The organism is Cellulosilyticum sp. WCF-2 (assembly GCF_003990395.1).
GTDB classification, from domain to species: Bacteria; Bacillota; Clostridia; order Lachnospirales; family Cellulosilyticaceae; genus Cellulosilyticum; species Cellulosilyticum lentocellum.
Map to the genome: position 1 here is coordinate 367,434 of NZ_CP034675.1, position 13,783 is coordinate 381,216.

General features: G+C 33.4%; 15 protein-coding genes. 4 read left to right on the plus strand and 11 right to left on the minus strand.

Going from position 1 to position 13,783, the window contains the following annotated elements:
* The first annotated feature begins 12 nt into the window (after positions 1–12).
* Both ahpC and EKH84_RS01450 read left to right on the plus strand, forming a co-directional pair.
* Positions 13–576 (plus strand): alkyl hydroperoxide reductase subunit C, encoded by a 564-nt coding sequence (gene ahpC, locus EKH84_RS01445; protein WP_127064838.1) that lies wholly within the window; start codon positions 13–15, stop codon positions 574–576.
* Between the two features lie 181 nt (positions 577–757).
* Positions 758–2,425 (plus strand): FAD-dependent oxidoreductase, encoded by a 1,668-nt coding sequence (locus EKH84_RS01450; protein ID WP_127064839.1) that lies wholly within the window; start codon positions 758–760, stop codon positions 2,423–2,425.
* Positions 2,426–2,587: 162 nt separating this feature from the next.
* On the opposite strand, the gene EKH84_RS01455 is transcribed toward EKH84_RS01450, so the two are convergent.
* The 3 genes from EKH84_RS01455 to EKH84_RS01465 all read right to left on the minus strand — a co-directional run bounded on the left by EKH84_RS01455 (position 2,588) and on the right by EKH84_RS01465 (position 4,686).
* Complete coding sequence (locus EKH84_RS01455) at positions 2,588–3,307, minus strand: ThuA domain-containing protein (RefSeq protein ID WP_127064840.1); 720 nt, start codon at positions 3,305–3,307, stop codon at positions 2,588–2,590.
* Positions 3,308–3,311: 4 nt separating this feature from the next.
* Positions 3,312–4,091 carry a sugar phosphate isomerase/epimerase family protein gene (locus EKH84_RS01460; protein WP_127064841.1) on the minus strand — a complete coding sequence of 260 codons (780 nt, stop codon included), beginning with the start codon at positions 4,089–4,091 and terminating at the stop codon, positions 3,312–3,314.
* 250 nt (positions 4,092–4,341) lie between these two features.
* Positions 4,342–4,686, minus strand: a complete 345-nt coding sequence (locus tag EKH84_RS01465; RefSeq protein WP_127064842.1) for a hypothetical protein — start codon at positions 4,684–4,686, stop codon at positions 4,342–4,344.
* Between the two features lie 290 nt (positions 4,687–4,976).
* Between EKH84_RS01465 and srtB the strand changes: the two genes are divergently transcribed.
* Both srtB and EKH84_RS01475 read left to right on the plus strand, forming a co-directional pair.
* Positions 4,977–5,759, plus strand: coding sequence for a class B sortase (gene srtB / locus EKH84_RS01470; protein ID WP_127064843.1), 783 nt, complete (start codon positions 4,977–4,979; stop codon positions 5,757–5,759).
* Positions 5,760–5,918: 159 nt separating this feature from the next.
* On the plus strand, positions 5,919–7,541 hold the full coding sequence (locus tag EKH84_RS01475; RefSeq protein WP_127064844.1) for a collagen-binding domain-containing protein: 1,623 nt from the start codon (positions 5,919–5,921) through the stop codon (positions 7,539–7,541).
* Positions 7,542–7,639: 98 nt separating this feature from the next.
* On the opposite strand, the gene EKH84_RS01480 is transcribed toward EKH84_RS01475, so the two are convergent.
* The 8 genes from EKH84_RS01480 to EKH84_RS01515 all read right to left on the minus strand — a co-directional run bounded on the left by EKH84_RS01480 (position 7,640) and on the right by EKH84_RS01515 (position 13,652).
* Positions 7,640–8,146: a membrane protein gene (locus tag EKH84_RS01480; RefSeq protein WP_013658983.1), complete on the minus strand. Its 507-nt coding sequence runs from the start codon at positions 8,144–8,146 to the stop codon at positions 7,640–7,642.
* A gap of 249 nt (positions 8,147–8,395) precedes the next feature.
* Positions 8,396–8,938, minus strand: a complete 543-nt coding sequence (locus tag EKH84_RS01485; RefSeq protein ID WP_127064845.1) for a hypothetical protein — start codon at positions 8,936–8,938, stop codon at positions 8,396–8,398.
* A 16-nt stretch (positions 8,939–8,954) separates the two neighbouring features.
* Positions 8,955–9,998, minus strand: coding sequence for an ABC transporter substrate-binding protein (locus EKH84_RS01490; protein WP_127064846.1), 1,044 nt, complete (start codon positions 9,996–9,998; stop codon positions 8,955–8,957).
* 29 nt (positions 9,999–10,027) lie between these two features.
* The gene (locus tag EKH84_RS01495; protein ID WP_127064847.1) at positions 10,028–10,741 is read right to left on the minus strand and encodes an ABC transporter ATP-binding protein; all 714 of its coding nucleotides are present in this window, start codon (positions 10,739–10,741) and stop codon (positions 10,028–10,030) included.
* Positions 10,728–11,492, minus strand: a complete 765-nt coding sequence (locus tag EKH84_RS01500; protein WP_127064848.1) for an ABC transporter permease — start codon at positions 11,490–11,492, stop codon at positions 10,728–10,730. Before EKH84_RS01500 ends, EKH84_RS01495 begins: the two co-directional genes overlap by 14 nt.
* Positions 11,479–12,111: a hypothetical protein gene (locus EKH84_RS01505; RefSeq protein WP_127064849.1), complete on the minus strand. Its 633-nt coding sequence runs from the start codon at positions 12,109–12,111 to the stop codon at positions 11,479–11,481. Before EKH84_RS01505 ends, EKH84_RS01500 begins: the two co-directional genes overlap by 14 nt.
* Positions 12,112–12,451: 340 nt before the next feature.
* The gene (locus EKH84_RS01510) at positions 12,452–12,949 is read right to left on the minus strand and encodes a flavin reductase family protein (RefSeq protein WP_127064850.1); all 498 of its coding nucleotides are present in this window, start codon (positions 12,947–12,949) and stop codon (positions 12,452–12,454) included.
* 52 nt (positions 12,950–13,001) lie between these two features.
* Positions 13,002–13,652: an HAD family hydrolase gene (locus EKH84_RS01515; RefSeq protein WP_013658990.1), complete on the minus strand. Its 651-nt coding sequence runs from the start codon at positions 13,650–13,652 to the stop codon at positions 13,002–13,004.
* Between the last annotated feature and the right edge of the window lie 131 nt (positions 13,653–13,783).

A 13,783-nucleotide genomic window follows, 5' to 3' on the forward strand; every position in this document is an offset into this window, starting at 1 on the left:
GAGGAATAAATTATGTCATTAATTAATAAAAAAGTTTCAGATTTTAAAGTTCAAGCATACCAAAACGGTGATTTTAAAGAGGTAACACTAGATTCATTAAAAGGACATTGGTCAGTCTTTGTATTCTATCCAGCAGACTTCACTTTCGTTTGCCCAACAGAACTAGGTGAGCTTGCAGATAACTATGCAAAATTCCAAGAAATTGGTTGTGAAGTATACTCAGTATCTACAGATACTCACTTTGTTCACAAAGCATGGGCTGATACTTCAGATACAATCGGTAAAATCAAATACCCAATGCTAGCAGACCCAACTGGTAAACTCGCTAGAGATTTCGAAGTTATGATTGAAGATGAGGGCTTAGCTCTAAGAGGTTCATTCGTTATTAACCCAGAAGGTGAAATCAAAGCTTACGAAATTCATGATAATGGTATCGGAAGAAATGCAGAAGAATTACTAAGAAAAGTTCAAGCAGCTCAATTCGTTGCAGAACATGGTGATCAAGTTTGCCCAGCTAAATGGCAACCAGGTGAAGATACTTTAACACCAAGCTTAGATTTAATTGGAAAACTTTAATAAAATGAAGTTAGAGGAAGCTGCTACTTTGCAGCTTCCTCTTATTAAATAAAGATATTTTTAAAGAATTAACCTTTCATTTGATTATTTAACAATGTTTTGATTTAGTTAAGACAGAATTGATATTACAGATGAATGACTAACTTCATATTCAATTAAAAAATGAAAAGGAGGATTAATAATGGAAAAAATTTATGACTTAGTAATCATTGGTGGCGGTCCAGCTGGACTTTCTGCCGGGATTTATGCTGGAAGAGCCAAATTAAATACCCTCATTATCGAAAAAGATGAGTTAGGAGGACAGGTAAATAAGACCTATGAAGTTTCCAACTACCCAGGTGCTAGAGATAGCAATGGTCCAAAACTCATGTCTGATATGAGAGCCCAAGCAGATGATTTTAATGTAAACTTTTTATCAGCAACTGTTTTAGGTGTCTCATTAAATGGTGATACTAAAATTCTTCAAACAGATAAAGGTGATGTCAAAGGAAGATCTGTAATCATTGCAACTGGTGCTTCTCCAAGACAACTAGGCTTTAAAGGTGAAAAAGAGTTTACTGGAAGAGGTGTTGCATACTGTTCTACTTGTGATGGACAATTCTTTGAAGGTCTCGAGGTATTTGTTATTGGTGCTGGCTTTGCTGCGGCAGAAGAAGCCATATTCCTTACCAAATATGCGACTAAAGTAACTGTGATTGCTAGAGAACCAGAGTTTACTTGTGCCAAGTCTATTGCAGATAAGGTATTGTCACATCCTAAAATCGAAGTCAAATTTAATACAGAAATCATTGAAGCTAGCGGAGATGATATGGTCAACTACGCTAAATTTACTAACAACCAAACAGGAGAAAGCTTTGAATATCACGCCAAAGAGGAAGATGGCTCATTTGGTGTCTTTGTTTTTGTAGGCTATGCACCTCAAAGTGAGCTATTTCGAGAAGTATTAGAAATGGACCCTGCTGGATATATCATTACTAATGAAAATATGGAAACTAATATTCCAGGTGTTTATGTAGCTGGCGATTTAAGACCAAAGGCTCTAAGACAAATTGTAACGGCTGTTTCAGATGGTGCTATTGCTGCTACAGCAGCTGAAAGATACGTTATTGAACTTAAAGACAGATTAGGTATTAAGGACGAATATATTCCACCTAAAAAAGTAGAAAAAGTTGCTCCTATTAGTTCTAGTTCAGAAAATATACTAACAGCTGGACGTAGTTCTCTTTTAAACGATGGACTAAGAACACAACTACAAGGTGTTTTAAGTAGAATGGAAAAAGAAGTGACACTTATTACTATTGTAGATGAGCAGAATGCAAAGTCTATTGAATTAAGAGATTTATTGTTAGACATTGCTGATTTAGGTGAAAAAATTAATCTTGAAGTTTATACCAAGGGACAAAACAAAGACCTTGAAGCTCAGTTTAATGTAGAACGTTACCCTGTAGTATTCCTTTTAGATCATGCTAAAACATATAGCGGTGTTAAATTCTATGGCGTACCAGGTGGTCATGAGCTCAATTCTTTCATATTAGCTATTTATAATCTAGCTGGACCTGGTCAAGCCATTAACGAACAAGTCCTAACAGACATTAAAGATTTAAATCAAAATACTAATATTAAAGTTTGTGTTTCCCTCTCATGTCACCTCTGTCCAGATGTCGTTGTAGCTGCTCAGAGAATTGCCATGGAAAATAAAAATGTAGAAACAGAAATGATTGATATTTCTCTCTTTAAAGAATTAAAAGACCAGTATAAGGTCATGAGTGTACCTGCCGTTATTATCAACAATGAAAAAGTATACTTTGGTGCTAAAAAAATAGACGAAATCGTAAAACTTATTTCATAAAAAAGGAGCTGAGCGCTAAAAAATTAGTGCCCAGCTCCTCTTTCTATATAACACCAATAGCTAGGCATAGAAAAGCCTGACTATTGGTGTTAATCCAAGTTGTATTCGACTTATCTTCGAATTAGGAAAAGTCCTGCAACATCACGATTTTTATGCAAAAGATCAAATTGCTTCATAAGGAGCTGTGTTCTCACATTCTATAGGTAATGTCCTTTTAATCTCAGAATGGCACCATCTCACAGCATTAATGACAATTCTCTGTATCTCTTTCATATGATAAATCGGATATTCCTCATGTCCTGGTTGGAAATAAAAAATTCTTCCATAGCCCCTTGTAAAAGTACAGCCACTTCTAAATACCTCTCCACTTGCAAACCATCCTGTAAAAACGACTTCATCTGGCTTAGGTATATCAAAGAATTCTCCATACATTTCTTCCTCTGGAATATCTATAGTTTCTGGAACTCCTACTGCAATAGGATGATATGGCGCAGTAACCCAAAGGCGTTCTCTTGAACCCTCTCGCCATTTTAAACTCATAGAAGTTCCTAGAAGGACTTTCATGATTTTACTATAGTGTGCTGAGTGTAGTGCAATAAGTCCCATCCCCGCAAGAACATGATTTCTTACTCTTTGAACAACCTCATCACTTACTTCTTCCTGCTTTGCATGACTCCACCAGATGAGTACATCTGTATGATTTAGCACTTCTTCTGTAAGCCCATGTTCCTCCATATCTAAGGTTGCGCACCTTACAGTGATGGCTTCTTCTTTTCCTAAGAATTCTGCTATGCAGCTATGTATACCTTCTGGATAAATGGCTTTGATTGCTTCATATTCTCTTTCATGCACAAATTCATTCCATACAGTAACTCTTATCATAAGACTAGACCTCCACTTTTCTTCTTATCCACTTTGCGGATTCTATCATAAATTCAAGATAGTTTTCTGCTCCAAAATGTTCAATGGCTAAACATCCATCATAATGCATTTTAGATAGCTCTTCTAAAACCTCAGACATTTTAATAAACCCTTTACCCACAGATATCGGACATATATTGCCGTTTTCATCATAGGCCCTATCCTTACAGTGCACGTGAATGACTTTATTTTTTAGCGTCTCAAAAGCTTCAAGCTCGTCCTCACCACTAATAATAAAATTCCCTGTATCTAAAGTAACATAAAGCGACGGAATTTCATCCAGAAAAGTACCCATTCCGCTTATTGAGCATAAGGGGCTTTTCTCATCATCAAAATCTTCTATCGTTACTCTCATTCCATTTGCCTCAGCCATCTTGCAAAGTTTTCTTGTTCCTTCAATCATTTGTTCTAGTTCTCTTTTTCTAGCACTTTCATCTGTTTTACTATAAAAGCCTGGAACAATCATTATTTTATCTGCTTCCATAGCCATTGCTAGCTTTATATGCTTCTTGCAGTTCTCTAAATCCTCAGTCTCGGAAAAATCATAAAATCCATAAATACTAGAGACAGAAAACTCATTTCTTTTAAGAAGTTCCAAAAGCTTATCTGGATTCAAGATATCATCTCTATCCAGCTCAACAGCAGTAATGCCTACTTCCTTTATTTTTTTTAGGATTTTCTCCTCTGTACACCCTACCTGCTTTGCTGCTTCTACTATATGATGATAAAAGACAGATATTTTCATACAATTCACCCTTATTTATTATACTTTAATTCATTGTACCATTTAATCAAATAATGAGACAACCAAAAGAAAAAATTAGCTTGCAAACAAAGTTGTTCCATAGCAAAAAAGGATATTTTCAACCAATTCATTGAAAATATCCTTTTCATTTATATTTTCTAATTTAGTCAAGTCCTCTTAATTAGACCTCTGCTATTATAACCACCTTATAGAAATATCATTTTCTAGTTTTACCTTTCAACTTGACACTTTAATAAGGAAAGAAAGGATATGGCTGAGCATAAGGAAATGGTGGAGCATAATATGGATAAGGTAATAATGATAGTGCTAGTATAGTAGCAAGTGGAAATCTCATACGTCTAAACCTTCTAAATCTCCTAGGATTCCTAAATTGCATCTGTCTATTATCTTCATCATCTCGAATGATTACATCTTCTCCCATAAGAACATTAACACCATCTGGCTCAACGCTTTCAATAACACCATCAAATTCTCGACCATCTTGCATTCTTATAATAACATGATAATTCATCATTTCTTTACACTCATTAAATAAATTCTGTAAGTTTGAACTATTATTTGCTTCTGATTGCATTTTATCAACTCCTTCATATACTATAATATTAATTTGTAAAAAAATGGTTCCATATCCAATAAATAAAATCTATGTGAGCTTGCTTAATCTATATCTTAGTTAATCCCATTTTAATATTTAAAAAATTAAAAAAATTAATTCTTCAAATAGTAGATTTAATTTAAAAACTAGCATATAATCAATAAATAGTATTATTAAATATTTTTTATTAAATGCTCTCCCATTAATAATTAACTAGTTACATCCATTTTTATATGTATTCTCTAGAAAGGTACTTAATATGATATACAATGAATAAAAAAAATCGAAAACCCAAAGTCCTCTTTTTTATATTTTCTTTTAGCATTATAGTAAGCATTATTTACCTTTCAAACTATTATTACCTACAATATAAAAATGAAACCTTATATAAGGGACTTCAAACCAAAGCCATTCAAACTAAGACAAAAGAATTTTTTAAAACAACTCAGCCATCTTCCTCGAACCAAGAGACTCTCTTCGAAAGCTCCTATTTAAGTATTGACTTTAATGAGTTAAAAAAACTTAATAATGACATTTACGCTTGGATATATATTCCTGGTACAGAAATCAATTATCCAATACTCCAGCATCCAGAAGATGATAATTACTATTTAAATCACAACATAGATGGTCAAAGGGGCTATCCTGGCTGTATCTATTCGGAGAGCTATAACAAAATAGATTTCTCAGATCCAGTTACTGTAATATACGGCCACAATATGAACAACGGAACTATGTTTGGCTCATTGCATAAATATGAGGATGCTAACTTCTTAAATGAGAATTATTGTATCTCTATTTATACACCACAACAAGCTTTTAAATATGAAATAGTCTTAGTAACAGAATATGATAATAGTCATATTTTAAAGCAGTTTGATTTCCTAAATGAGGGGGGTAAAACTCTATTTCTAAAAAATATCTTAAATGAATCTCAAAAAGTCCTAACCAAAGATCTAGATGTTAATTCAACTTCCCAATTACTTATTTTATCAACCTGTTTAAAAACTAATTCTGCTAAAAGACTTCTAATAATAGCTCAAAAACTATAAGACAATACTATTTATTAATTAGTTTTATATAGATATTAGATACATTACACTTATTCCCTATTACTGAATAGTCCCCTTATCGGATTATTAATAAAATTTAATTCAGGCACATATATTTTATATGTTATCTTGATCAAACTGAAAGGACGGATTCTATTAATGAAACAAAAACGCAAATTTAGATTCAAAGTTGCATCAATACTTGCATTAACTCTTATTTCATTTACTTGCTTAAACTACACTACATATGCACAACCAACATACAACAAAGCCTATACAATCGAAAATGTTTTAAGTGATTATGAATACTTTATACGAGAGGATTTAACAGCCACTAATTCAGGCCATTGTGTTAGCGCCATTGCAGTAGGAGGCATATTAGATACACCAAACACGGTAGGTGATGCTCAAGTAGTTGCTTCTTATGTTAAACACGTAAAAAGGCTATCTAATTTCGAACAAGGAAAATGGCTTGATAATTCACTCTATAGTTCATATAAAGTAACTGACTTTTATTATGATACCCTAGATTCCAGCTTACCAGGTTGGCTTACTGAAAAATTTACACATTCTCCAGGGTATATTGACTTTGATAAAGCCTTTACAGAGCTCGAAGATCAATCAGTTGCATGGAGTACATCAGGGACCTCTGCTTATTCAATAAATAGTGGGACATTAACCCTTACATTAGCTCCTGCAAAGGATACCTATATAACTATTCCATATAATGCTATTACCACTGCAAGTAGTATTGTTATTGAAGGCCTTTCATCTGTTCAAGATTTTGTAGACTATAGATATATCATTTCTATTACAGGAGTAGAAAGTACTGATTTTACACTTTCATTTTATAACATTAACATGAATGGTAAATCTTTTAGCCAAGCATTAAAAGACCTTCAAGGCGGAACCAATGGCGCACAAATAAACCTTGAAGGAATGAAATTGGTTTGGAATTTTCCAGATGCAACTGGAAACCTAACGGCCCAAGGACTTTCTGGACACCTAGTGGCACCACAAGCTGATGTTTCATTAGAGGGTGGCAACTTTGAAGGAGGCATTATTGCTAAGAATGTTAAAAAATCCGATGCAGAAGGCCATTTCTATCCTTTTTATAAACCTGGAGTAACTCCTGAGCCTAGCCCTAGTCCTACCTCTAGCCCTGAACCTACTTCTAGCCCTGAGCCTACTTCTAGTCCTAGTCCTACTCCTACTCCTAGCCCTGAGCCTACTTCTAGTCCTAGTCCTACTTCTAGCCCTAGTCCTACTTCTAGCCCTAGTCCTACTTCTAGCCCTAGTCCTACTTCTAGCCCTAGTCCTACTTCTAGCCCTAGTCCTACTTCTAGCCCTAGTCCTACTTCTAGCCCTAGTCCTACTTCTAGCCCTAGTCCTACTTCTAGCCCTGAACCTACTTCTAGTCCTACTCCTGGCCCTGAACCTACTTCTGTTCCTACTTCTGGCCCTGAACCTACTTCTGTTCCTACTTCTGGCCCTGAACCTACTTCTGTTCCTACTTCTAGTCCTACTCCTGGCCCTGAACCTACTTCTGTTCCTGCTTCTGGCCCTAATGACACCTCTAATAGCACTTCTTCTGGTGATACTAATTCTTATTTATTGGGTGCCAATACTACTCTTGATGGTCAAGCGAACTCAAACACACAGGATAATGCCTCTCCTAAGACCGGCGAAAATCATTCAACAACCGTCTTTTTAATAATTATCCTTATATCAGGAGTCGGACTCCTTAGTATAAAAAAACAAAGCAAGAAGCATACAAAATAAATAAATTCATAAAAATAAGAAGTGTAGTCTAATCTGTACTAGATCTACACTTCTTATTTTTATACCTACTTAATTTTTATCACTATCACTTGTCTCTTTTAATTTAAGATTTCTGCTGTATCATTTTTCTTATCTTTTATTTTATGAATATTTAACATAGTCATTCTTGCTATAGGCTGTGCCACAAAAGTTTCTACAGCAAAAGCTATAGCAAAGTTTCTTGGCCATTTATAGAAGAATGTATGAATTGGCTCCATACTTATTTTCCCTACACCAATCCATGTTCCTATTACTGTTAAGAATATTGACATTAAAAGAACTGTACATAATGTGTTTATAATGATATGTGCATTAAAACTATCTTCTTTTGCAATAATTTTTGAAGTCATCCACTCAGCTGGTTTATGTGTCAATAAAACTAAAGCAATAACACTTATCCAAACAAATGGTATGACTCTTAATGTATCAGCCCATACATACATATTAAATCCAAATTCAAAACAAGTAATTAATGGTGCAATTATATTTACTGATATAATAGATATAGTAGCTAAAAACAAAGCAAATTCCTTTTTGTTACGTGGTAGCTTCATATAAAATTCCATTTTTGTCTTCCTCTTTTCTTTTAACTTAGTACTGGAGCAAAAATAAAGCGTGAGACCATTATACATAGTCTCACGCTGAACAATTATACGCGCCAATATTCATTTACTTGTTATTATAAATAAACATTTTACTTTTTTCAAGCATACTTTTTTATTGATTTTATTTTAAATAAAACCATATTTTTTGTTTATGATACGGTTCACCTTACCTAGTTAAGGGAAAGGTAAAATATCTATATCCATTATATTTTAGGCCATTATGACAAATAAGTCTTTCGGCCTAGCTTCCATAATACTTTTAGCTAATTCTTTCCTTAATACTAATAGTCTTTCTTGATCTTCTTCCTTCATAGGTACATTCTCTGCCTTGCACTTATGTGCTAGCTTTGAATAAGTAATGAATTCATCTGGAATAATACCTTCTTTTAAATATAGCTTAATAAGCTTTTCATTATATCCTATTTCAAAATAGTATCTGCCACCACCTGGAGCTAGCTGCCCTAACTTATCCTCAGCATACTCAAGGTCTAGTCTTAATCTATCATATGTTTTTACACGCATAACCATTTCAGCTGCATCAATAATACCTTTACCATTGCATCCTATACCACTATAAAAGCTAAAGTTTCCTCTCTCTGGCACTTCATCACAAAGTTTAGGAAACGTCATAAGCATGATCTTAAATGCAAGTGCTGCTCCACCTAACATTTGCTTCCCATGGTATTTTAATAAATCTTCATAAGTGATTTCAATAATATCATTATGGTCTTTTACTTTAATTTTTTCTACCATTACTATTTACTCCTATTTATTTGATGAAAAGTTCATCTGTGTTAATTGGTTGTTCAATCATTTCTGTTTCATACATAAAGTCTGCTACATTTTGAAATGCTTTATAGTCTTCTTCTGTTACTTCAATATTAAAGTCATATTGAGCAAACATTTCCTCAACAGCTGCTTTATCTAAATCTAGTTCTGTTGCAACAATTTCCATAGTTTCTTCATGGTTTGTATTGATATATTCAATGATGCTAGCTTGTGCATTCATAAATACTTCTAATTCTTCTTTGTATTCATTATAGAAGTCTTCTCTAACTGCTACTGCAATAACTGCATCTGTTAACCCTTTACCATCTGTTACTAAGTTATATCCTTGTTGTTTTGATTTGTAAGCAGTAGGCCCTGCAACAAGTGCAGCATCAATGCTACCACCGTCTAATGCTGCTTTTGCATCTGGAATAGACATGTTTACATAGTTAATATCATCAATGGTCATATTCGCTTCTTTAAGATAGGCTACTAGTAATTGGTGTAAATTAGTTCCAACTGGGCCTGCAACTGTTTTACCTCTTAAATCTTCTGCTGATTTAATTGTTTCATCACCTGAATATAAGCAAAATGCTTCTGGAGATCTACTGTACATATTTAAGATTTTAATGTCCGCACCATTTGCTGCTGCTAGAACAACAGAAGTACCTCCAACAGCATATAAGATATCTACATCTCCTGATGCTAATGCTTGAGTTTGATCAGCTCCTGATGTAATCTCTGCATACTTAACTTCAATTGTTTTACCATTTTTGCTAAATTCATCAACAAATGCATTTTGATTTTTTTGGATAATACTTGGCACATTAAGTGGTGATGTTACATGAGTAATTGTTAATTCATCTAATGTTGATTGTGATAAATCTATAGCTCCTGTATCAACTGCCTCTGTAGGTGTAGGTTCTGTTGTTGTAGTGTCATTGCTACCAGCTGATGAATTACTATTTGATGCACATCCTACCATAGATGTCATCATTACCCCCATTACTAATGCTGATGTTAATACTTTCTTTGCTAATTTCATTACTTTTCTCCTTTGTTTGTGTCTTTTTATTAAACAATTTTTAAATCATCAATAATTTGTTTTTTTAATCCTACAAATTTATCATCTAATAAGTCTCTTACATGATTTTCTTCCTCAATTTCATATTGAGACTTAATGATTCCTTTTTCTAAAATCACTATTTTATCTCCGAGAATCAGTGCTTCATCTATGCTATGTGTAACAAATAAAATAGAACATCTTGTCTTATGATGAATCTTTAATAACTCTTTTTGCATTTGTTCTCTTGTGAAAAAGTCTAATGCTGAAAAAGGCTCATCCATCATGATAAAATCTGGATTATAAGCTATTGCCCTTGCAATAGATACTCTTTGCTTCATACCACCTGATAACTGACTTGGGTAAGCACTACAAAATTTCTTTAGACCTACCATTTCAATGATCTCATCTATTTTTTCATAATTGACTTCTTTATTTTTAAGGCCAAAGGTTATATTCTTTTTGACATCTAACCATGGCATTAATCGGTCTTCTTGAAAAACATATGCCTTTCTTTTTAAATCGATACCTTGAATGGCTCCTTGCTCAAATCCTTCTAAACCTGATACAAGCCTTAATAGTGTAGTTTTCCCACATCCACTTCGTCCTAAAATAATCGTAATTTTATTAGTTGGTATAGTTAAATCAATACCATCTAGAACTTTAACCTGGTCTTTCTCCACTGCATAAAACTTACTTACATTTACTAATTTAATCCCATCCATTTTTCTCTGACCCTTTCAAAGTCTTATCAATTATCAGCGCAAATAACCTGTCAGTGATATACCCCACTACACCGATTACTAAAATCCCAACAATCACCTTATCTGTCCTGGACATTTGTTGAGCAAATAAAATCATGTGACCTAGTCCAGCTGATGCAGCAATCATCTCTGCACTAATAATAGCTCGCCAGCTATAACCCAGGCCTATGCGCATACCTACTAATATATCCGACATGGCATATGGCAATCTAATCTTAAAGAAACTATCTACCTCGGAGTAGCCATAAATTTCTCCAACTTCTAGCAACTTCTTATCACAGCTTACAAAGCCTTTGACTGTGTTTAAATAGATTGGAAAAAATGCAGTTAATACGATAATACCAACTTTTGTTGTCTCACCTATACCAAACCATAAAATTAATAGTGATATTAGACTTAATGGTGGCACATTTTTTAAAAACTGAACAATGCTTTCATAGTAGTCATTACATCGAGGCAAAATAATCCTCACCATTGCAAGCAGAAATGCTACTAGTGTTGCTATTAAAAAACCTTTTAAAACCCTGATATAACTAATATAGATATCTTCAAAAATTTCACCTGTTTGAAGCATCTTAAAGAAGCTATTTAGAACCTTAGATGGTGATGGTAATATATAAGAACTCACTATCCCCATCTTTGTTACAAGTGCCCATATTGAAATCAGAATAACTACTGAAATGGTGGTTTTAATTACTTTACTTCTGTTCATTGATTAATACTCCATCTCCATTATGGCAACCATTATGACAATACAGCATTTCGACTAATTCATCTTTCTCATATAAATTCATCTTAAAATAATTTTCTATATTCTCTTCTCCAGAAATGCTACTTATTTTAACCTCTAAATTTTCAAAATACCCTGGTGGAATTGGACTTTCATCCAGTGATTTGATTTGAATTTCTCTATCTGGATCTAAATGCTTTAAGAATTCTTTCCAGCTTATAAACTCCGTATCTTTTAGTTTCAGCTTATTTCCATAGCTTGCCAAACTCTCGCATGGTGTTGTAATAATCTTCTCATGGCCTTTTAGCTCTTCTCTGCCTGCTAGCTCTATTCCACAGTGTATCAAGATTGGGTCAATTGAAGGTACTAATAGTTTTCTATTATCTAAATATGGGCTCATTGTCTCAATAGCTTTTGGACAGCGTTTATCTACGATAGTTAACTTTGTTTGCTTAAGCATCTCGTTATACTTTTCTTTTACTAGCTTATGCCAATCTACCTTTACTTCTATTCTCTGATAACCCTTCTGAAGTAATGCCTTATCTAATTGTTCTTTCATATACATCTTGTCTATAACAGGATTAATAAAAATGTATCTCATAACTTCCTCTTCTTTAATTATTTTTCAAATTAATGGTATTTAACATATTAAGTATTTTAATCACTTTGTTCAGTATACATTATTAGATATTGATATTCAATATCATTTATGAAAAACCTCATAATTCTTCTCAAAATTCTTTATATCTATCTTCTTAGTTCAAAATTTCCAAACCATATAAATATTTAACTTAATAAATTGCCCACGAAAAAAGAGGGCTTATTAGCCCTCGCAGTTATCCTAATATATCTTACAGTAGCGTATAAAAATAATTCAAATGAAATTCCAGTAATAAAATCCCTGGTCAAATAGCAATTTCAGCCTCTTTGCTTAGATCCTATTATTTTTCTAATATTTTCTCGATTTCTACTACATACATTATATGATAATCTCTTTCTGGATACCACTCATCTATAATACCCTTATCAATAAAACATTCTTCTTTTAATGCTTGTGCATACAGCTTTTTGCATATTAATGTTAATCTAGCTTCATCAAAATAGGGTACATCCTCATATTGTTTCACAGTTAAGTTTGCCTTAGAAATTTTATCCTCATCTCTACCTGAAACTCTTCCTAAATATCCTAGTTCTTTTCTGTAACTATTAGGTAAAACTGAAATCGAAAGTCTATCTGCTGAATCTACAAACTCTCTTGTATAACGTTGTGGCCTAATAAAGATATAAGCTACTTTTTTATTCCACATTATACCTAATCCGCCCCATGAAGCAGTCATTGTATTTACTCTTCCGTCCTTTTCTGCAGTAATTAATAGCCAATCCTTCCCTATCATGTTAAAAGAGTTTTCATTAAAATGGTCATGTGATATCTCCTTCATAATATGTCCCTCCATTTAATATGTTGTTTAATTAATTATAGCACCTTTGCCTTTACATTTGTTCTAAATACGCCTTTACCTCTAATAAAGATGCAAACTGCTTATGTAGCAAAGGTAGAATATCCTCTGTTGGTTCAATTAAATCCGGTACCATAATAACATTAAGGCCTGCACTACTTGCTGAGCGAATTCCATTTAAGGAGTCTTCTATACAAATTGCTTCACTAGGTTCTACCCCGAGAAGCCTACAAGCCATTTGATAGATTTCAGGGTTTGGCTTACTGTGCTTTACCATATCTCCTCCTACTATTACTTCAAAATACTCTTCTATCTTTGCTTCTCTTAAATGAGAAAGTACACCTTGTTTTTTAGTAGAAGAAGCCAGGCCTATTTTATAGCCTTTTTCTTTTAAGTAAGCTAATAGTTCATGAACACCTAATTTGATAGGTAACCCATTATCTTCTATATCTTTAAAGAACAATTTACCTGCTTTTGTTCTAAAGCCTTCAAAATCAAACGTCTCACCATAGTGTTTAAGAAAAACTAACCTGGTATCTTCATAGCTTCTACCGATACAATCCTTTAATACCATATCAATTCCTTCCATAGCTTCTTCTTTTGCCACTTGACTCCAGGCCACAGAAACAAGACGCTCTGTATCAAAAAGAACACCATCCATATCAAAAACAACTGCTTTTATCATTTCTTTTTCCCTTCCTAATACTATTCATTCAAATAGCCGAATCACTATTTACTAGTGATTTAGCTATCCCTCTTAATTTATGCTTTTCTAATTGGCTCACAATTTCTAGTATAGCTTAAGCTCTATTACTT